At 37.9% G+C, this 20,668-nt stretch carries 22 protein-coding genes; 11 read left to right on the top strand and 11 right to left on the bottom strand.

Annotated elements, in window-relative coordinates; genetic code table 11:
* Positions 1–51: 51 nt before the first annotated feature.
* Positions 52–1,557, bottom strand: coding sequence for a PT dipeptide repeat lipoprotein (locus tag POD11_RS15905; protein WP_262457888.1), 1,506 nt, complete (start codon positions 1,555–1,557; stop codon positions 52–54).
* A gap of 101 nt (positions 1,558–1,658) precedes the next feature.
* Between POD11_RS15905 and POD11_RS15910 the strand changes: the two genes are divergently transcribed.
* From POD11_RS15910 to POD11_RS15920, 3 genes are all read left to right on the top strand, one after another.
* Positions 1,659–2,849 (top strand): cupin-like domain-containing protein, encoded by a 1,191-nt coding sequence (locus POD11_RS15910; RefSeq protein WP_262457890.1) that lies wholly within the window; start codon positions 1,659–1,661, stop codon positions 2,847–2,849.
* Positions 2,850–2,933: 84 nt separating this feature from the next.
* Complete coding sequence (locus POD11_RS15915; RefSeq protein ID WP_239968187.1) at positions 2,934–3,743, top strand: DUF6502 family protein; 810 nt, start codon at positions 2,934–2,936, stop codon at positions 3,741–3,743.
* Positions 3,744–3,759: 16 nt separating this feature from the next.
* Positions 3,760–4,392, top strand: a complete 633-nt coding sequence (locus POD11_RS15920) for a hypothetical protein (protein WP_262457892.1) — start codon at positions 3,760–3,762, stop codon at positions 4,390–4,392.
* 71 nt (positions 4,393–4,463) lie between these two features.
* On the opposite strand, the gene POD11_RS15925 is transcribed toward POD11_RS15920, so the two are convergent.
* On the bottom strand, positions 4,464–4,844 hold the full coding sequence (locus POD11_RS15925; RefSeq protein WP_262457894.1) for a winged helix-turn-helix transcriptional regulator: 381 nt from the start codon (positions 4,842–4,844) through the stop codon (positions 4,464–4,466).
* Positions 4,845–4,961: 117 nt separating this feature from the next.
* Between POD11_RS15925 and POD11_RS15930 the strand changes: the two genes are divergently transcribed.
* The gene (locus tag POD11_RS15930) at positions 4,962–5,522 is read left to right on the top strand and encodes a flavodoxin family protein (RefSeq protein WP_016143205.1); all 561 of its coding nucleotides are present in this window, start codon (positions 4,962–4,964) and stop codon (positions 5,520–5,522) included.
* Between the two features lie 37 nt (positions 5,523–5,559).
* Here POD11_RS15930 and POD11_RS15935 read toward each other — a convergent pair whose 3' ends face one another.
* The 6 genes from POD11_RS15935 to rpoD form a co-directional block, all read right to left on the bottom strand.
* Positions 5,560–6,945 (bottom strand): APC family permease, encoded by a 1,386-nt coding sequence (locus POD11_RS15935; protein WP_025470464.1) that lies wholly within the window; start codon positions 6,943–6,945, stop codon positions 5,560–5,562.
* A gap of 265 nt (positions 6,946–7,210) precedes the next feature.
* Positions 7,211–8,395: an iron-containing alcohol dehydrogenase gene (locus POD11_RS15940; protein WP_262457896.1), complete on the bottom strand. Its 1,185-nt coding sequence runs from the start codon at positions 8,393–8,395 to the stop codon at positions 7,211–7,213.
* 1 nt (position 8,396) lies between these two features.
* Complete coding sequence (locus POD11_RS15945) at positions 8,397–8,930, bottom strand: hypothetical protein (protein ID WP_239968178.1); 534 nt, start codon at positions 8,928–8,930, stop codon at positions 8,397–8,399.
* 81 nt (positions 8,931–9,011) lie between these two features.
* Entirely contained in the window at positions 9,012–9,665 is a 654-nt protein-coding gene (gene lipB, locus POD11_RS15950; RefSeq protein ID WP_262457898.1) for a lipoyl(octanoyl) transferase LipB, read from the bottom strand.
* Between the two features lie 203 nt (positions 9,666–9,868).
* Positions 9,869–10,156, bottom strand: coding sequence for a YbeD family protein (locus POD11_RS15955; protein WP_262457899.1), 288 nt, complete (start codon positions 10,154–10,156; stop codon positions 9,869–9,871).
* A gap of 97 nt (positions 10,157–10,253) precedes the next feature.
* Positions 10,254–12,140, bottom strand: coding sequence for an RNA polymerase sigma factor RpoD (gene rpoD / locus POD11_RS15960; protein ID WP_016143211.1), 1,887 nt, complete (start codon positions 12,138–12,140; stop codon positions 10,254–10,256).
* A gap of 358 nt (positions 12,141–12,498) precedes the next feature.
* On the opposite strand from rpoD, the gene POD11_RS15965 reads away from it, so the two are divergent.
* Both POD11_RS15965 and POD11_RS15970 read left to right on the top strand, forming a co-directional pair.
* Positions 12,499–12,705: a PA3496 family putative envelope integrity protein gene (locus tag POD11_RS15965; RefSeq protein ID WP_002116495.1), complete on the top strand. Its 207-nt coding sequence runs from the start codon at positions 12,499–12,501 to the stop codon at positions 12,703–12,705.
* A 74-nt stretch (positions 12,706–12,779) separates the two neighbouring features.
* Positions 12,780–13,304 (top strand): YecA/YgfB family protein, encoded by a 525-nt coding sequence (locus tag POD11_RS15970; RefSeq protein WP_002116105.1) that lies wholly within the window; start codon positions 12,780–12,782, stop codon positions 13,302–13,304.
* Positions 13,305–13,428: 124 nt separating this feature from the next.
* Here the strand turns inward: POD11_RS15970 and trhO are convergent, their stop codons facing one another.
* Positions 13,429–14,361: an oxygen-dependent tRNA uridine(34) hydroxylase TrhO gene (trhO, locus tag POD11_RS15975; RefSeq protein WP_016143213.1), complete on the bottom strand. Its 933-nt coding sequence runs from the start codon at positions 14,359–14,361 to the stop codon at positions 13,429–13,431.
* A 111-nt stretch (positions 14,362–14,472) separates the two neighbouring features.
* Here trhO and POD11_RS15980 point away from each other — a divergent pair, with 111 nt between their 5' ends.
* Positions 14,473–14,958: a DUF1289 domain-containing protein gene (locus tag POD11_RS15980; RefSeq protein WP_262457902.1), complete on the top strand. Its 486-nt coding sequence runs from the start codon at positions 14,473–14,475 to the stop codon at positions 14,956–14,958.
* 72 nt (positions 14,959–15,030) lie between these two features.
* Here POD11_RS15980 and gltA read toward each other — a convergent pair whose 3' ends face one another.
* On the bottom strand, positions 15,031–16,305 hold the full coding sequence (gene gltA / locus POD11_RS15985; protein WP_004789414.1) for a citrate synthase: 1,275 nt from the start codon (positions 16,303–16,305) through the stop codon (positions 15,031–15,033).
* A gap of 364 nt (positions 16,306–16,669) precedes the next feature.
* Positions 16,670–16,774 carry a hypothetical protein gene (locus tag POD11_RS15990; protein ID WP_080649564.1) on the bottom strand — a complete coding sequence of 35 codons (105 nt, stop codon included), beginning with the start codon at positions 16,772–16,774 and terminating at the stop codon, positions 16,670–16,672.
* 472 nt (positions 16,775–17,246) lie between these two features.
* On the opposite strand from POD11_RS15990, the gene sdhC reads away from it, so the two are divergent.
* The 4 genes from sdhC to POD11_RS16010 are packed head-to-tail and all read left to right on the top strand — an operon-like array spanning position 17,247 to position 20,586.
* Positions 17,247–17,648, top strand: a complete 402-nt coding sequence (gene sdhC / locus POD11_RS15995; protein ID WP_075384165.1) for a succinate dehydrogenase, cytochrome b556 subunit — start codon at positions 17,247–17,249, stop codon at positions 17,646–17,648.
* The gene (sdhD, locus tag POD11_RS16000) at positions 17,648–18,013 is read left to right on the top strand and encodes a succinate dehydrogenase, hydrophobic membrane anchor protein (RefSeq protein WP_000833672.1); all 366 of its coding nucleotides are present in this window, start codon (positions 17,648–17,650) and stop codon (positions 18,011–18,013) included. Before sdhC ends, sdhD begins: the two co-directional genes overlap by 1 nt.
* Positions 18,014–18,025: 12 nt before the next feature.
* Complete coding sequence (sdhA, locus tag POD11_RS16005) at positions 18,026–19,861, top strand: succinate dehydrogenase flavoprotein subunit (RefSeq protein WP_002116225.1); 1,836 nt, start codon at positions 18,026–18,028, stop codon at positions 19,859–19,861.
* A gap of 14 nt (positions 19,862–19,875) precedes the next feature.
* Positions 19,876–20,586 (top strand): succinate dehydrogenase iron-sulfur subunit, encoded by a 711-nt coding sequence (locus tag POD11_RS16010; protein WP_004705893.1) that lies wholly within the window; start codon positions 19,876–19,878, stop codon positions 20,584–20,586.
* Positions 20,587–20,668 lie beyond the last annotated feature (82 nt).

A 20,668-nucleotide genomic window follows, 5' to 3' on the forward strand; every position in this document is an offset into this window, starting at 1 on the left:
ATTTTGAATAAGAATAAGGCCACAATTGTGGCCTTATTTGCTTTAGATGTCTTATTTAGGGAAAACTACACCACTTGCCAAATCATAATTCGTTGGTGAGTTTGTATAGACTGATCCGAGTCGGACCGCAAAGAACCAGCCTAATTTACCTTGGTCTTGAATTCGATTTTCAACAAGATATGGCTCATCTGTTTCGGATGCAGCATCTTCAATAAATACTTTATATTCAATAGGTCCTGTATTTTCGCTATCACGTTCAAATAGATAACCATCAATATTAAAGAAGCCGAGATTATTGTTCGCATCAACCAGTCTATAACCTTCAGCTGCCTGCTCTTTAAGGAGTTTCTCAAGTTTTATTGCATCCTCCTTGTTAAACGGAATATGTTTTGGAACTTCAAAATAACGATAAGCATAGGTTCCGTTATGTGTACTGCTATTTACGCAAGTAGGTACATAGAAGGTTCCATTCGTTGTGCCATTATTGGTGAACTCTGAGTTAGCGTAAATTAGCTTACAACCTTGTGCACCAAGTTCATTGAAGGCATTTAAAATTGTTGTGCGAGAGGTGTTAGTTAAGAATCGATTTGAGTAAGTATAAGTTGCTGGTTTCTTATCATTTTTCACAAATAAATATTTATCTGTATTCGAAGTCACTTCTCCAAATGAGAGTTTATATATATAGCCTAAGCTACCTTGTTTATTTAACTCATTCACCCATAGTAAATAACGGTTTGCTACTGAGTTAGTTTTAACATCAACTGTTTTATAGGTGTATGTGTCAGTGGATTTATTATTTTTGACATATAAATTTTTATACAGAGCAAAGCTACTATCAGGATTATCCAAACTTACAGATGGTGTGAGAAGGGCGTAGCCTTGGCGTCCTTGATCATTAAGTTGAGTTAATAGATCTGCCCAAGATTCTTTATTGTCCGCTAGTCTATAACTTGCTGTTGCCAATACTTGTGTCGGCTTTTGCATGCTTGCTGGTGGAGTTGTTTTTGTGAAGCAAGTATTCATGAGATCAAAGTTTGCTTGCTGCAAATAATTATGTATCGCATTTGGTTCATTCGTAGGAACTAGGCAGAATTGATTTGCATTTTTAAAACCTAAAATAGCAGGTTGTTTTTGCTCCAATTCTCCAGCTACAACAAGCTGCCAATCTACTTTGTTATAGCTTGAGGTTTGTATTGTCTGAGGTGCTCCAATATTTGAAACCAGACTAAAATCTTCAGCTTGGCGGTAACTTGCAACAATGTTACCTGTACAGTTCGATTCATTCTCATAGCGTATAGTTTCACTAGCAAATCGTACGCTGTTATCAGAAACCTTAATAACATTCATTTTTAGAGCAGAACCGTTAATACAACCTCCTTTGCCCGCTAACCAACTTCCAACGAAGCGGTCCGCTACACTTGTTGGTGTTGGTGTTGGTGTTGGTGTCGGTGTCGGTGTCGGTGTCGGTGTCGGTGTCGAATCATTATCGTCAGACCCACAACCACTTAAAGCTATAAAAATTAAAGCAATACTGCTTCCTTTTACTATGTTATTCATCACATGAACCCTTTTTTTATTAAAAATGTGAAAATTTAACATTTTTAAAATAGATCAATTATAATGCAGTTGTAAAGATCAAATTTGAAAAAAGGTTCAACATGACAGCTTATAATCAAATTGAAATATTCGAACAAAGCCAAAAGTGGTTTGACCAGTTGCCATTAGAATGGAAAAATTGGCTTGAAGAAAATTTAGAAAAAGGGTGTGGAATTGAACAATTAGTCGATGTACTAAAAGCAAATGGATTTGAGCCAAAGTTTGAAATGAATGATTTAAAATTTCAGACTTTATGTACTTATGAGCAAGAGTGGATAATTGAACAAGTTTTAAATGAGGTCACGTCTGCGGAGATTATAAAATTATTAATAGAGAAGGGGCATGAGGGTTTAAAAGTAAAAGAATATTTAAATAATTTAGAAAATAATCAACTCTATAAAATTTTGAAGAAAAAGCATCATCAACTTAAAAAATGTCAATGGTTAATAGAAACTGTAGATCAATTGGCACAGCTAAACTCTGGCTATAGTGAAGAAATTCCTTCAATTACTGCTCCACAGTTCTCTGTTTTTATAAAGGATTACTATAGTCAACATCGCCCTGTGATTTTAAAAGAAGGAATAGAACATTGGCCAGCTTTGCACAAATGGACTCCGCAATATTTTGCTTCTAAATTTGGCCATCATTCAGTTGAAGTTCAGATGAATAGAAATTTGGATGAGCAATTTGAAAGACATTCTCCATCACTAAAACAGAAAATGAAGATGTCAGAGTTTGTATCAAAAGTGATGTCAGTTGATGCGAGTAATGATTTTTATATGACTGCGAATAATGCGACCAACAGCCATCAGATGCTTCAAGAATTATTTTTAGATATTGGTGATTTTGCAGAAGGTTATTGTGACTTGGCTTTAAAAGATGAGCGTAGTTTCTTATGGTTTGGACCTAAAGGAACATTTACGCCATTACATCATGATTTAACTAATAATATGTTAGTCCAAATTTATGGACGCAAAAAAGTAACTTTAATTCCTGCCTTGCAAGTTCCACATTTGTATAACGATCATTGGGTGTTTAGTGAATTAAGTAATGCCAATAAAATTGATTTTGAAAAATATCCTTTAGCAAGATCAATTACTCCAGTTGAATGTATTTTGAATGCTGGGGAAGCTTTGTTTATCCCAATTGGTTGGTGGCATAGCGTAGAAAGTCTAGATGTCTCAATCAGTATTTCTTTTACGCATTTTAATGCTCCAAATCATTATGTTGATCGGTTTCCAAAAGAGGTCTAAGAATGAAAATTGCATCTTAAACCGTTCAGTGTGACAATTGCTCGGCCCATACCGTTTTCAAATATGAAGGAAAATTGTTACCCTATGACCACACTCCAAACGAACAATGCAGAACTTAATCAAAAGCAGGTATTAATGTTAATGGAATACCTGACTCAGTGGTTAATTCGTTCGGGAGTTGGATATAACGACTTTGTGACAGCTTTAAAACCAGTTTTCTATCAACAGGCTTTAGCTGAATTAGAGCGTATAGAGCAAAAACCAACTGACTCAGCAGTTAGTTTACTTTCAGGGTTACATCGCAAAGACGTCAATGCATTTAAAAAAGCAATGCAGGCTGGGCAGCCTTTAACAGAGGCAAAAGTAGCAGAGCCAGTAAGTGTGCCTGCTCGGGTGATTGGTTTGTGGCTTGCGGAGGGATTGGCAGAAAAAATTCCATTTGTAAGTAATGATCAGATTAGCTTTGAAAATTTAGTAAAGAAAGTTTCAACTGAAAAACATCCGCGATCTATTTTGAACGAACTCGAACGTCTTAATATTGTGAAAGAAGAAGATGGCCTTGTGATGTTACAGCAGCGTAGTTTTATGCCTGATGTGGAGCAATTCGAAGTTCGAAAATTATTAACGAATAACTTAGAGGCACATTTAGCTGCTGGAGTTCATAATTTATTTCAGCCAGAAAAAGAACCCTATTTAGAACAAGCAATTTTTGCTGATGAACTAACCGATGAATCGATCACTTTACTCAAAGAAGCAAGTTTGCGCTTATGGGAAGATTTATCACTACAAGTACTCAAGTTAGCCATTGAACGTTGTGCACTCGATGAAGGAAAAGAGGGTGCAACCAAAACTTTCCGTTTCGGAGCTTATCAATATGATCAAAACAACTTATAAAAAACTAATAATATCCATGAGTTTCATTTTGATGGGTGGTCTTTTGACTGCTTGCGGAGAGGATTTATTTGCGGGCGGTGCCAGTTTAGGTGGGTCAGGATATCCGACTAAACCTGGTAAACCGGGTGATTATGAAACACCAGCTGATGGAGAGAAAGGTGAATCTAAAGATAATGAAATCTGGTTACCTGCTCCTGTTGAAGATAATTGTGATGGCCTAAAGCGTAAATTACAGTTTCTCAATAATGTAACGCGTGAACCCATAGAAAAAGAAACAGTTTTTAAATATGCGCAGCAGTTAACTTTAAACGGCACAATTGCTTTGCAAATTACTCAAACTAATAAAGGATTAGAGAAAATACAAGAAAAACAACCTGCGTGTTATGTACCTTTAGAACTCTATTTACTTGGAAATACAAAGCGTTCTTATCCAGAAAATGAGTGTAAAGAGACTCAAACCTACGAATACCAGCCTAATGAAACCAAGACTTTTATTGTCAATTATCCTGCATTTGAAATCATGAATGGTACTTGGAAATATGGTTTAGAAAGTAGCTATTTGAAAAATGGTCAGGAGTTAAAACAATGCGAACCTTTAACTATTCAATTTAAAATAAGTACCCCACCTGAACCAATTAAAATTAATTAAGTGAAGCTATCTTTAAGTTAAGAACAACACTTAATCGATAAAGTTCAATGAAATCTTAAAGGAACTATAAGTTAAGCCTGTTCTAGCATTTTTTCATCATATGTAATTTGGGCTGCTAAAACCTGTTCAATATTGGTTTCAGCCCATTCCTTTAATTGGAATGCCATTGCAGCTACATTTTGCCCTAAAGCAGTCAGTGAGTAATCAACACGAATAGGAGAGGTATTCTGGATTTTACGTTCAATAAAACCGTCTCTTTCTAGCATTTTTAGTTTTTGTGATAAGACTTTAGGAGATATGCCTTGTATATTCTTTTTGAGCAAATTGAAGTGCTGAGTTTCCTCTTCAAGCACATTTAAAATCAATAAAACCCACTTATCTGCAATTTTTTCAAAAAATAAACGAGCAGGGCAATGTTGTTGAAAAATATTATATTTTAGACATTCATTCATACTATTCACCTACTAGTTTCTTAAAAAATTACACTAGTTACCAGTTAGTAACTAATTTACACCTAGTTTCTAAAATATATCATAAAGTGGAATTTAATAAAACAAAGGTTTCCTCCCATGTCTAATTCTAATATCGCGGTTGTATATTTCTCTGGTTATGGCCATACCAAAGTAGTGGCTGAAACGTTTGCAAATGAAATTAATGCTCAGCTCATTCAAATTGATCAGGAAGGTAATATTACTGATCAAGATTGGCAGACATTAAATGATGCAAAGGGGATTGTTTTTGGTGCTCCGACTTATATGGGCACAGCGCCATGGCAGTTTAAAAAGTTTGCTGATGCAACTTCGAAAGTGTGGTTTACACGTGGTTGGCAAGATAAAGTCTTTGCAGGTTTTACAAACAGCGCGAGCTTAAATGGGGATAAGCAGGTTACTCTTATTCAATTACAAACTTTAGCTTCGCAGCATGGTGGAATCTGGGTGAGCCTTGGTTTATTACCAGCGAATACAAAAGATGCAACACGTGAAGATGTAAATAACTTAGGCGGTTCAGTTGGGCTTTTAGTTCAATCACCTTCAGATGCAAGTGTAGAGGAAGTTCCTACTGGAGATCTTGAAACAGCGAAGCTTTATGCTCAACGTGTACAAAAGATTGTGAACAAAATTTTTGGTTAATTTGACCATAAAAAAGGCGCTTTAAGCGCCTTTTTTATTATTCATGTTCATTATGCTGCGGAGCATTATATTTGAAGCCTTTGGTTTTGTAGGCCAAATACCCTACGCCAATAACTGCCCAAGCTAAGCCAATTTGTAAGGCAAGCTTATCAATCTCAAGCCACATCATAAATACACTGGCAAAACCAAGTGTTGGTATAACAATATAATTGACGATGTCTTTAAACGTTTTATTCTTGCCATCTCTTAATGCATATCGAGAAATAACAGAGAAGTTAACAAAACTAAAAGCGGTTAAAGCACCAAAACTAATCAAGTTGACAATATGCTCAAGATCTAAGAAACCAGCAGATAAAGCAACTACACCTACAATAAGAATGTTGTAAGTTGGAGTGTGTAGTTTTGGGCTAATATGACCAAATAATTTCTTGTTGATTACGCCGTCGCGTCCCATCACATACATTAAACGAGATACGCCTGCATGAGCAGAAATACCCGATGCCATAACAGCGACTACAGCAAAATATAAAACCAAAGTTTTAAATGCAATACTACCAATCGCAGCGACCATCACTGGCTGTGACTCATCGAGAGGATTAAAGTAAGCATTTGGGTTACTTGGGAAATATAATTGGATGAAGTAGGTACTTACAATAAAAATAATACCTGCAAGTAATGCCGTGGTGAAAATAGCTTTCGGAAGTGTTTTCTCTGCGTCTTTTGTTTCTTCGGCGAGAGAAGATAAAGCATCAAACCCAGTGAAAGAGAAGCAGAGTACAGTAGCACCAGCAATTAAAGCACTTACAGATGTCATGTCGTTCCAAAAAGGAGTCAATGACCACAATGCTGCTTTATCTGGATTTAAAGTTCCATCTGCATATACACCTTGAGTAAGTAAAATATATACCTGATAAACGAAATAAAAAATTACGCCAAGCTGAATAACAACGATCGTACTGTTAAAACGTGCGACAAATCGTGCACCAAATAAGTTAATAACGGTCATTAGGGTGGTTAAACCAATCACCCATAGCCAGTTATTTACCTCTGGAAAAAGAGCTCTTAGATAAATATCTGCCAAAATAATATTAACAAGCGGTGACAGTAAATAGTCTAACCAAGAAGACCAACCCACCATAAAACCAACATTAGGATGAATTGATTTTTGGGCATAAGTATAGGCTGACCCGGAAGAAGGGTAGCGCTTAATCATATGTCCATAACTGATCGATGTTAATAAAATTGCGACTAATGCAAAGATGTAGGAAGTTGGTACATGACCGCCACTTCGCTCTGATACTAAACCAAAAGTATCGAATAACGTTAATGGCTGAATGTAAGCTAAACCAATAATAATAATGTGCCAAAGCACAAGATTTTTTTGAAGTTTAGCTGTTGGTTTAGTCCCAGATAAATTTGTCAACGGCGTTATCCTCATAATCGTTGATCAAGGATCAGCTTGGTGTTAAGGATCGTTTGAGACGAACGATCCCCCCTACAGAAAAAGATAAAGTGCGCCAATCTATCCTAAATTGATGCAAATTGTCAGTACTTTCATCGATTTTTTAGCAAATTTTTTGCCATATTTCCAAATAAAATGATGAACAAAAATTCATGACTATAAAAAAGGTCTGATTTCATTTAAAAATCAGACCTTTAGAATTGAGGTTCAAATTTAATTTATCGAATTACCATGCTTTTTGTAAGATATCTCGAATATCTTTTAAGCTTGCTTCTTTAGGATTGTAAATAATTGAGCCATCATTTAGTGCTTTCTCTGCAACTTCATCGAGCTGTGCTTCAGTTACTTTACCTGTTTCGCGTAAAGTGCGTGGTAACTTGGTTAAAGTAAATAGACGATCACGCATTGCTAAAATCGTAGCAATCGCTCTGTCTGCACGTTGGGTTGCTGGAGTTTGTGCATAGATATCAGCACCAGCTAATGGCAATAGTAATTCACCAATTTTCTGGCCATTTACTTGCTTATTGTATTCAAGTACATAGGGCAAGAATAAATTCATGCATAAACCGTGAGGCAGGTGAGCCACAGCACCTAAAGCATGACCTAAAGAGTGTACAAGGCCTACCATTGAGTTAGAAAATGCAATTCCCGCCATTGTAGAGGCTTGTGCTAGTTCTAAACGACCTTGTGAGTCATTTGGATTTTCTAAGACATTAAATAAGTTTTCGCTGATTTTTTTAATGCCAGCACTTGCATAAGCATCGCTAAGCGGATTAGCAGCCATACATGTGTAAGCTTCAACACAATGTGTTAATGCATCCATACCTGTCATTGCCGTTAAATGAGGAGGCAATGTAAGCGTCATGCGTGGATCTAAAATCGCTGCATGTGGCATTAAGTAATAAGAAGCGAATGCTAACTTAACATTCTTTTGCGTATCTGAAACCACGGCAACCATAGTCACTTCAGATCCCGTACCCGATGTAGTCGGGATTACGAAAAATGGGTTTAATGGTTTTGGTAGGTTGTGTGCACCAGAATATTGAAGTAAGTCATCTCCACCTTCAGATACTAAAATGTTAGTGGCTTTAGAAGTGTCGATAACTGAACCACCACCGACAGCAATAATCGCATCACATTTGTTTGCACGATAAGCTTCTGCCGCAAGACGAACGACTTCTAAACTTGAATCTGGTGGAACATCATCAAAAACGTGACCAATGACAGCATCAGTCGTGCTGAATGCAGCTTCAATCGGGTTGAGTAAGCCATTTGCGCGCACACCTTTATCTGTAATGATGAGCGGGCGTTTTGCGCCTAAAGTCGCAAGTTCAAACGGAATATGTTCTAACGCAGCATTACCAGCAATGACTTTTACAGGACAAAAGAATTCGTAATATGGTTTAGCCATGTTATGCGCTCCGCTTGAAATAGGACTTAGCTACTTTTAAATAAATATTTGCAGCTTCGTTGAATTTTTCTTTTAGGGTGAGTTCGGTTGGGTATTCTTTCACTGCAAGTGACGCAACCAATTTAGGTAAAATAAGAGATTCCATTTTATTTAGGCAGCGTACTAAGCGAATGGCAGCAGATACATCACCATCAGCAATCATTCGGTCATTAGCAAATGCTTGAGCAGTACTTTCTTGAAAAGAAAACACTAAAAAGGCATGAGTTACATGTTTGAATGTAATAGTTAAGTCTGGCTTTCTTTCAGCTCTTTTGAGTAGCTCTAACTGTTTGTCTTCTGTGACTCGAGCAAAAAATGCTGGTCCATTTGGGAAAACATTCATTGAAAGTACAAAGTGAACAGGAAATTTAGCTACTTCCTCTTGTATTTCAGTGTCCACTTGACTCGCCATGACTAAGCCACGACCAACAACATCCATCATGAGCTTAACGTAGGCAAGTTGCAGAGTAGGCTTTACAGCTTTTGTCGAAATCACTCGCGTATCCCTTGTTAAAATTATGCAAAAGCAAATTTAGAGTAATTACTCTAATCCATTTTTATTTCATCGCAAAGCGATTTATTCAGATTTGACTTCTGGGTCATTAAAGTACCCAGTATTCTTAATATACTCAATAAAGTCTTGGCAAAGTTGAGTGAATGATGGATAGGAAGTCACTAAATCTTGTATGCGGACCATTTCTAAACCTGCATAACCGCAAGGATTAATAGTTTGAAACCCATCTAACGCACAGTCCAAGTTTAATGCTAATCCATGATAGCTACGGCCACGACGAATTTTAAAACCTAAAGAACCAATTTTACGACCATCCACATATACCCCAGGAGCATCGGGCTTGGCATATGCTTCAATTCCGTATTTTTTCAAAATATCTATCATGAATTGTTCAGCAAAACTGACCAATGTACGTACGTTCCATTTTAGACGATTAAGATCAAACATGAAGTAGGCAACGAGTTGACCTGGTCCATGCCAAGTTACTTGCCCACCACGGTCAGTTTGTACTACTGGAATATTTGATGAAATTAGGATGTGTTCAGGTTTACCAGCTTGACCTTGGGTTAAGACATTATGATGTTGAAGTAACCATAACTCATCAGGCGTATCTTGATCACGCTCATTTGTTAATAGTTTCATGGTTTCAAACTTGCTTTGATAATCTTGTAAATCGTTCCATTGCCGAATGATCAAGTTGGGTTTATCAAGGCTCATCACAATATCTTCCTATAAGTTAGTTTATGCGGCATCCAGTTAACATCTACTAGATAAAAGCCGAAAACTTTGTAATTTTAAAGGATTTTATAAAAGGAATTCTAAATATTTGTAGGGCTTTTCGTGGCTTGTTAACTTTAAAATTTCCAAAAAAATACCACAGTAAGAATATCTAACTGTGGTATTCATTGAAGAACTTAAAATTAAAGCGCAGTTCTAATCTGCGGGCAAGCAGCCAAGTCGGCATAAAGTGCATGAACTTGTTCTAATTCTTCAAAGCGCAATTGTGCTGTTAAAGAATGATACTTGCCGGTGCGAGATTCTTGAACTTTTAATGTTGAGTCATCAAAGTCTGGGAAATGTTTCACCAAAATATTGACTACTGCAACACGTAATTCTTCACCCGCATCGCCAATAAGTTTAATTGGATAATCCATCGGAAATACCCAAAGATGTTCTTGTAGTTCGCGAGATGGAGTGCGGTCTAACATAAGTTACCTCATGATTTGAAACGCCTGCATTATCGCAGGCGTTTATAGCTCTTTCTATTAAATGGGGCTTGGTTTTGAAATTTCAAGCTTTCAAAACTTAGTCATTTTCCAAGAAAGAACGTAAGTGTTCAGAACGAGAAGGGTGGCGTAATTTACGCAATGCTTTCGCTTCAATCTGACGAATACGTTCACGTGTTACGTCAAATTGTTTACCTACTTCTTCAAGTGTGTGATCGGTTGGCATATCAATACCAAAACGCATCTTCAATACTTTCGCTTCACGTTCAGTTAAGTTTTCTAATACTTCACGAGTTGCTTCTTTTAAGCCTTCTGAAGTCGCAGCATCAATTGGAGAAGTGATGTTTTGATCTTCAATGAAATCACCAAGATGCGAATCTTCATCATCACCAATAGGTGTTTCCATCGAGATCGGTTCTTTCGCAATTTTAAGTACTTTACGAACCTTCACTTCATCCATTTCTAAACGTTCACCTAATTCTTCAGGTGTTGGTTCACGGCCCATTTCTTGTAACAATTGACGAGATACGCGGTTGATCTTGTTAATCGTTTCAATCATGTGTACTGGAATACGAATTGTACGAGCCTGATCGGCGATCGAACGGGTAATTGCCTGACGAATCCACCAAGTTGCATAAGTCGAGAATTTATAACCACGACGGTATTCAAACTTGTCTACAGCTTTCATCAAACCAATGTTCCCTTCTTGAATCAAGTCCAGGAACTGTAAACCACGGTTGGTATATTTCTTCGCAATCGAAATTACCAAACGAAGGTTGGCTTCTACCATTTCTTTCTTGGCACGACGTGCTTTCGCTTCGCCAATTGCCATACGTTTAGAGATATCTTTAATTTCAGCAACGCTTAAACTAAGCTCTTTCTCAATATCTGCAATCTTTTGCTGGAATGCTAAAACATCAGGACGAACTTTTTCTAAATGTGCCTTGATTTCAGCAGGAGCTTTAGCAATTTGTTCGTCTAACCAAGCTGGATTAGATTCTTGTTTAGGGAAAGATGTACGGAATTGAGTACGGTCCATACGGCCACGACGTACTGCATAACGCATGATTTCACGTTCATTGGCACGAATTTGCTCATGTGTGCCACGAATCATTTCAGAAATGATATCGAATAAACGCGGTGTAAATTTAAACATCATGAACACAGTAGCTAAAGCTTCTAAAGCTTCTTCAGCCTCTGGGCTATTACGACCATGTTTTTCAACTGCAGCTTTTGTTTTAGCCCAAGCAGCTTCTAGTTCAGTAAAACGAACTTTCGCTACTTCAGGGTCTGGACCTGAATCACCTTCAGAGTCATCATCGCCTTCAGACTCTTCTTCTTCATCGTCATCATCAAGCTTAACTTCTTTGGTTGATTTTGAAGATGATTCGTCTTCTTCTTCAAGCTCTTCAACTTCTTCTAAAACTTCTGGAATATCTTCATCAGTTTCAGGATCGAGATAACCAGATAAAATATCGGCAAGACGACGTTCGCCAGTTAAGAAATCATTATATTCTTTTAATACAACTTCAACAGCATTTGGCCAGTAAGCGATTGAATTAAGGACATCACGGATACCTTCTTCAATACGTTTGGCAATGCTGATTTCACCTTCACGGGTTAACAGCTCAACTGTACCCATTTCACGCATGTACATACGTACAGGGTCTGTCGTACGTCCAGGCTCATTTTCAACCGATGCAAGTACGGCAGCAGCTTCTTCTTCAGCAACCTCATCGGTTGCTTCAGCCGACTCACCGAACATGGTATCGTCAGATTCAGGTGCACGCTCGTGTACAGGAATACCAACGTCTTGAAGCATTTGAATAATGTCTTCAATCTGTTCGCTTTCAGTAATCGAGTCCGGCAGATGATCGTTAACCTCAGCGTAAGTTAAGTAACCTTGTTCTTTGCCTCGGCTAATCAGAGCCGCTACTTGAGAAGTAGGGGAATGCATATCGCTCATCTTTGCTTACTCTTTGTTGAATCTGTGGCAGTGAAAAACCGTGCATGATAGCACAATTTGCTTGAAATGTTTTGGCTTTGATCAGTAACCGTTAAATAAAAAATATCTTTGAATTCACGTCTGTTTTTTGAATATTGGGCTAAAATCATTTTTTTCAAGCTTAAATCATCGAAAAGATCATAGAATTTTTTTTTGATCAAAAAAATAGTTCAGGTTTATAAATACACAATTTTTTGGGTGAAAAAAAGTACAAATATGCAGTTTAATGAAAAAAATATAAATAAAACTTGACACGGTTAAATAAGCAAGATAAATAGCGGCTAGACCCATTCACATTTTTTCATTAGAGGTAGTTTTAGTGTCTTCTACAGATTTTGAATTAGATGATAACTACGGTGATGATGATGATGTCGGTTTTGATGAGTCATCAGGCAAAATCACTGCGAAAGAATCATTAGAAAAACGTAGATTAATTGATGATCTATTGGCTCAACGTCGTTTAGAGCGTGAGTTAAAAGATTTTGATTACGATTTAGACGATGATGATCTTGATGATGAAGACTAATCAAATCTGAATAGGGCATCGTCAGCTTAGATGCTATGCTATCGTAGATTTCTTTTTTATAGTCAGGTAACACAATGAGTGCGTTAGATTTAGACCAATTAAGTGAATATCTAGATGGAGACCACAATGAGTATGGTCTAGATTTCGCTGCAACTCATGGTTTTCTGTGTGCAATTGCAGTAGGCCCTCAGTTTGATCGTTGGTTGGATGAATTATTTGATAATAACCATAAAAAGGTTCCTGCCGAAATTATTCAGCAGATCAAAGCATGGTTAGAGTCAATTCGACAAGACTTAGCAAATGAAAATGGGATTGAATTTCCGTTTGAAATTGAAGAAGCCGATGTTGAGTCTAGCTTAGGCGACTGGAGTGTTGGATTTGTTGATGCAATGTTCTTAAATGAAGATGCATGGTTTGCACCTGAATACGAAGAACAACTAATTGATTTAACTTTACCAATGATGGTATTTAGTGGAATTGATGAAGAAGATCCTCAGATGGAATCTTTCCGTCGTAATGGACAGTTAATGGATGAACTAGCAGAAGAAATCCCAGATAATTTGAATGAATTATACTTGATGTATCATACGCCAAATTAATTTATTAGAAGAAATAATAAATAACGTCCTTTCTAGGGCGTTTTTTATTATGAAAAATTAAGTGATATAAAATAAAAAAGGACATTTAGAAATCTAAATGCCCTTTGAAAACTATTTTATATTTTTATAGACGTTTACGCTTTGCAGCAGCAATTTGTGACTGGCGCATACGGAAACCAGCTTTTTGCTTTTCAGTGGTCTTGTCGATGCAATAAACGCAAGAAACACCGTGTTCATAACTAGGTAGAGCCGACTCTTCAGGAGTTAAAGGCCAACCACAAGCATGACATTTAATGTTAACGCCTTCTTCGACGCCATGAGTTACAGCAGTACGGCCATCAAATACGAAACATTCACCTTCCCATAAGCTTTCATCTGCAGGGGTTTCTTCTAAATACTTAAGAATACCGCCTTTAAGGTGGTAAACCTCTTTAAATCCTTCTTGAAGAAGTAAAGAAGTTGATTTTTCGCAGCGAATACCGCCAGTACAGAACATCGCAATTTTTTTATCTTTATGTTGCTCTAATTCTTTCTTAACGTATTCTGGGAATTCACGGAATGTTTCTGTTTTAGGGTCAATTGCACCCTTGAACGTACCTGCTTTATATTCATAGTCGTTGCGTGTATCGATTAAAATTACGTCATCACGTGCAATTAAATCATTCCATTCTTTTGGATCAAGGTAGTGACCCACTAAATCACGGGGTTTAACTTCAACACCTAAAGTTACAATTTCTTCTTTAAGTTTAATTTTCATTTTGCGGAAAGGCTTGTCAGAACTATGGGATTCTTTGTATTCCATAGAGGCGAAGCCTTCATTGAGCAAAAATTGATGTAATGTATCAATTGCTACGCGATCACCAGCAACAGTACCATTAATTCCTTCACCTGCTACAATCAGAGTTCCACAGAGGTTAATTGTTTTCACTAAGTCTAATAAGCGTTGTTGAAGATCGGCAGGATCTTGAACTTCTTTAAATTGATATAGTGCGGCAACAACCCAACCTGCGGTCGCTTGCTGTTCTACAGGTGCAAGCTGTTCTACAGTAGCGTTCATGGAAAACTCCAAATGTATTAAGATAGAAATTTAAGGCGCATATTTTAGCGCGAAAATTTGTAATAAGCGAGAAAACCATAAAAAGTATATGGTTTATTTAAGGAGTTTGTTTTGAGTAATGATCATCGAACGCTCTCTCTCACCCCATGTGCAGGGCGTTGTTCAACAGTTTTTGGTGATCAGGTTTGCCGTGGTTGTCGTCGTTTTAACCACGAAGTGATTCAATGGAATACTTATACAGCAGAGCAGCGTTTGGCTGTGTGGAAGCGTTTGGACGATCAGTTGAATCAAATCTTAGTACCGATGCTGCCTCATGCAGACTTACAGCATGTTGAGGGCTTCATTTTAAGTAAGCGTGTTCGGTTAATGGAAGGGGCGAGCCAAGGTCGTAAGCTTTATCACGCTTTAAAAATATGCGAAAAGAATAAACATCTTGCACACGAGAGTGGTTTGGGTATTTCGGAGTCTCAAGTCAAAACCATATGGGTGGAATTTGAAAGACGTGTTTTAGCTCTGGCTAAAGCGAGTTATGAGTTGGCTTGGTTACGTGCTGATGGAATTAGCCATCACTTGTTAAGTATGTTTGAAGAAGAATAAATATCGTGTAAAAAACTCTTAATAAAAAAGCTGCCAGAAGGCAGCTTTTTTTCATTAATTTTCTTTCGAATATTAACGTTTGATATCGCGTTGAGTCGGGCCAGTATAAAGCTGACGAGGACGACCGATTTTGTAAGGTGCACTGTGCATTTCTAACCAGTGGCTGATCCAACCAACTGTACGTGCAAGTGCAAAGATTACCGTAAACATTTCTGTAGGGATACCAATCGCTTTAAGGATGATACCTGAGTAGAAGTCTACGTTAGGGTAAAGTTTACGTTCAACGAAGTACGGGTCGTTCAAAGCAATACGCTCAAGTTCCATAGCAAGCGCTAATTGAGGATCATTGATATTTAATGCTTCAAGAACTTCGTCACAAGTTTGTTTCATGACTTTTGCACGTGGGTCGAAGTTTTTGTACACACGGTGACCGAAGCCCATGAGTTTAACTTCTTTACGTTTTACTTTTTCCATGAACTCGGCGACGTTTTCTACACTACCGATTTCATCAAGCATTTTAAGAACTGCTTCGTTTGCACCACCGTGAGCAGGTCCCCAAAGTGCAGAAATACCTGAAGAGATACATGCGTATGGGTTTGCACCAGTAGAGCCAGCAAGACGTACTGTAGATGTTGAAGCATTTTGTTCGTGATCAGCATGAAGCGTGAAAATACGATCCATTGCGCGAGCAAGAACAGGATTTACTTTGTAGTCACGGTCAGCAGGGGTAGCAAACATCATGTGTAAGAAGTTTTCCGCGTAATTTAAGTCATTACGTGGATAGATGAATGGTTGACCTACTGTGTATTTGTAACTCCAAGCAGCAAGTGTTGGAATTTTTGCAATGAGACGAATCGCAGTGATTTCACGGTGATTGATGTCTTCAATGTCAAGATTGTTGTGATAGAACGCAGATAATGCACCAACAACACCAACCATGATCGCCATTGGGTGAGCATCACGACGGAAACCATTGAAGAAACGGCTAACTTGATCGTGAACCATGGTATGAGCACGAACTTTGGCATCAAACTCTGTTTTTTGTTCAGCAGTTGGGAGCTCGCCATTTAATAATAAATAACAAGTTTCAAGATAGTCTGCTTGAGTTGCTAACTGGTCAATTGGGTAACCGCGGTGTAATAAAATACCTTTGTCACCATCAATGAAAGTAATTTTAGATTCGCATGCGGCTGTCGCCATAAAACCAGGATCGAAAGTAAAATGACCTTCTTTTAGTATGCTGCTGACATCAATTACATCTGGACCTAAAGTGCCACTGTAGATTGGTAAACCAATTTCTTTGCCATCAAGATGTAATACGGCTTTTTTGCCATTTGCTTCAGACATTCAATAGATCTCCTGTCCTGGTGAATGTTGATCTGACTCGAAATCCTAATGTTCTCATGTGCGAATCAGACGGTGTCAAAATTTGCTATAAGATTAGTGAGTACTGAAATTTTGTCAATTATACTTATGGATAAAAAATGACGTTCCCACAGAGAGTTAGTCATCAAGACCCGAGCAAAAAAGTCAGTAAAATCACTGCATCGGGATGGTATAATAAGTCAATTCAACAGGAACGTGCAGAAAAAAAATGAAGGGTGAGTACAATTGTAAGCAAATTTTTAAATTAAAATTCTAAATAATAAGACGGTAGAAAATGCCAATCTAATTAAAAAAATCATAAAACTCATGGTGTAATTTCAAATTGCTAATCAAAAAACAATGTATTTTTATTTAGTTGTAACAAAGAATATTGTTCTTTTTTTAAGTTTAATTGTATAAAAAATAGCTTATCAGACATGATTGAAATGATAAGAAATTTTTAAAATAGATTTAATCTTTTAAAAAAATAGTTCAGATTACTTAATATGTATTTGAATATAAGTAGTTTCACTTATTTGAATTGTGACCTGATTACAAAATATGAGGTATTGCCATCATTTTTCTATTTATATGAGGAATTTATAACTTTATCTTTAGTCTAAAATAGACTTATTTAAAAGAAATTTCAGAAAAAATGAAATTAAATAAAAAGTTATTTTAAACAATGACATGATGTGTAGGAACTTCTTCTTTTTATAGGAGTAGTGAAGGAATATTGTTATGAATGATTCTTATTTAATGATTTTTTGCTGAAAAGGCAAAGTGGATCGTTTGTATTTTGATACTTCGCGTTTTATAATTCAGTGTCGTTTATAGGTTAGGCATGAGCTGTGCTTGCCTAACAATGCCAGCTTTCCTTGGAATTAATTCAACAAACTCCGGTCGGAGTTTCTACCTACAGGATGCCCGCTGTGAAAAGCAACAGACCTGTCAATTTGTCCATGGGTCAGGTGTTAGCGGTAAATTTACGCTCACCCGTGGCTATTGCATCAATTTTACACCGTTTATCAGGTGTCATCGTTTTCTTATTAGTACCAGTTCTCTTATGGATTCTAGATAAATCATTATCTTCACCAGAAGGATTTGACTACGTTAAAAATGTCGTTTTTGGAAATATCCTTGTACGTTTTGTTGTTTGGGTATTTGCAGCCGGCTTGATATTCCACTTTATTGCTGGAGTTAAGCACTTACTTGCAGATTTAGGTTTTGCTGAAGAACTGCAAAGTGGTCGTATTGCAGCGACAATTTCATTGATCTTATCTGTGGTAGCCATTATCGCAGCCTTTGTATGGATTATGTTCTAATGAAAAGTGCTACAGGTTTAACTGGTTCAGGTTCTCGTGATTGGTTTATCCAGCGTGTAAGTGCGGTTGTATTAGCGGCTTATACTGTTGTTCTTTTTGGTTGGATTCTCTGCAAAGGCGGATTTGACTATCAACAGTGGGCTGGCTTCATGATGACATTACCAATGAAGATTTTTTCTTTATTGGCAATTTTATCGCTTATCGCACACGCATGGATTGGTATGTGGCAAGTTTTCACTGACTATGTCACTACACGTCAAATGGGTCCTTCAGCGAAAGGTTTACGCCTTGTACTGACGACGGCTGTCATTATTGCAGTGTTTGTGTACGCAATCTGGGGTATCCAGATTTTCTGGGCGAATTGATAGGAAGATATCATGGGCGCGATAACCCCTAAAGAAGATTATTCAAATATTCAAAACCTCACTTTCGATGCAGTTATCGTTGGTGGTGGTGGTTCTGGTATGCGTGCATCTTACCAACTCGCTCAAGCGGGTTTGAAGGTTGCAGTGCTCACTAAAGTTTTCCCGACACGTTCGCACACAGTAGCCGCTCAAGGTGGTATCGGTGCGTCGTTAGGTAACATGCAAGAAGATAACTGGCATTTCCACTTTTACGATACAGTAAAAGGTTCTGACTGGTTAGGTGACCAAGACGCAATTGAATTTATGTGTCGTGAAGCACCAAAAGTTGTGTATGAACTTGAACACATGGGTATGCCTTTTGACCGTAACGCTGATGGTACAATTTACCAACGTCCGTTCGGTGGTCACTCTGCTAACTATGGTGATAAACCAGTTCCACGTGCTTGTGCTGCAGCAGACCGTACTGGTCATGCGTTATTGCACACGCTTTATCAAAGCAACGTGAAAATGGGTACTCAGTTCTTCGTTGAATGGATCGCTCTTGATTTGATCCGTAACGAAGCAGGTGATGTTCTTGGTGTAACAGCGATTGACCAAGAAACTGGTAACATCGCAGTATTCCAAGCAAAAGCGACATTATTTGCGACTGGTGGTGCTGGTCGTGTTTACCGTGCATCAACAAATGCTTATATCAATACTGGTGACGGTCTTGGTATGGCTGCTCGTGCAGGTATTCCATTACAAGATATGGAATTCTGGCAATTCCACCCAACAGGTGTTGCGGGCGCTGGTGTATTGTTGACTGAAGGTTGTCGTGGCGAAGGTGCGATCCTTCGTAATAAAGACGGCGAACCGTTCATGGAACGTTATGCACCGACTTTAAAAGACTTGGCTCCACGTGACTTTGTATCACGCTCTATGGACCAAGAAATTAAAGAAGGTCGTGGTTGCGGTCCAAAAGGTGATTATATCTTACTTGATATGACTCACTTGGGTGCTGATACAATCATGAAGCGTTTACCATCTGTATTTGAGATTGGTAAAAAATTCGCGAACGTTGACATCACTAAAGAGCCAATTCCTGTAGTACCAACAATCCATTATCAAATGGGTGGTATTCCTACGAATATGCATGGTCAAGTGTGCTTACCTGAAGCAGGTACAGACAATTACACTAAACCTGTAAAAGGTTTCTATGCAATTGGTGAATGTTCTTGTGTATCAGTACATGGTGCAAACCGTTTAGGTACTAACTCACTTCTTGACTTGGTTGTATTTGGTAAAGCTGCTGGTGAGCACATTATCGACTACGTAACTAAGCATCATGGTGATGAATATGCACCGCTTCCAACAAACGTATTAGAGCAAACATTAGATCGCGTACGTAAATTGGATGAGTCAACTTCTGGTGAAAATGCTCAAGAAGTTGCTGATGCAATTCGTGATATCGTTCAAGACCATGCTGGTGTATTCCGTACTCAAGCTTTGCTTGATAAAGGTGTAAAAGAGATCCTTGCTCTTGAGCCACGTGTACGTAATATTCACTTGAAAGATAAATCTAAAGTATTTAACACTGCACGTGTTGAAGCGCTTGAAGTTGAAAACTTATATGAAGTTGCAAAAGCGACATTAATTTCAGCTGCTGCGCGTAAAGAATGTCGTGGTGCGCATACGGTAGTTGATTATGAATTGCCAGCTGATCACCCAACTTATTCATACGGTCGCCGTGATGATGAGTGGATGAAGCATACTTTATGGTATTCATCAGACAACCGTTTGGAATATAAGCCAGTGCGCTTCAAACCGTTGACTGTTGATGCAATTCCACCAGCACCACGTACATTCTAATCGGGAGTATAAAGATGAGTAGAGGTACTCGTACATTCGAAATCTACCGCTATGATCCTGATAAGGATAAAGCGCCGTACATGCAAACTTTCAAGCTTGAATTGACTGATAAGCACCGTATGTTGCTTGATGCATTACTTGCATTGAAAGTTCAAGACGAAACATTAACATTCCGTCGTTCTTGCCGTGAAGGTATTTGTGGTTCGGATGGTGTGAATATTAATGGTAAAAATGGTTTGGCTTGTTTATGGAATTTAAACGACCTACCTGAGAAAATTGTAATTCGTCCATTACCAGGTTTGCCGGTTATTAAAGATTTGGTTGTTGATATGAACCAATTCTATGATCAATATGACAAAATTCAGCCATTCTTGATCAATAACCAGCCAGCTCCACCTAAAGAGCGTTTACAGTCTCCTGAAGAGCGTGAACACTTAAATGGTCTGTATGAGTGTATTCTTTGTGCATGTTGTTCAACTTCATGTCCATCATTCTGGTGGAACCCTGATAAATTCTTGGGTCCTTCAGCATTGTTGAATGCATACCGTTTTATTATCGACTCTCGTGATACTGCTACTGCAGACCGTTTGGCTCGTCTTGACGATCCGTTCAGTTTGTTCCGTTGTAAAGGTATTATGAACTGTGTGTCAGTATGTCCTAAAGGTCTAAATCCTACAAAAGCAATCGGTCACATCCGTAATATGCTATTAGATCAAGCGGGTTAATTCTGCACAAATGGAAAACGCGCATCCTTGATGTGCGTTTTTTTTTAATTTTATAATGTAAACTTTAGACTTTGGTCGAAAA

It is taken from the genome of Acinetobacter sp. P1(2023) (assembly GCF_028367635.1).
GTDB classification, from domain to species: domain Bacteria; phylum Pseudomonadota; class Gammaproteobacteria; order Pseudomonadales; family Moraxellaceae; genus Acinetobacter; species Acinetobacter pittii_E.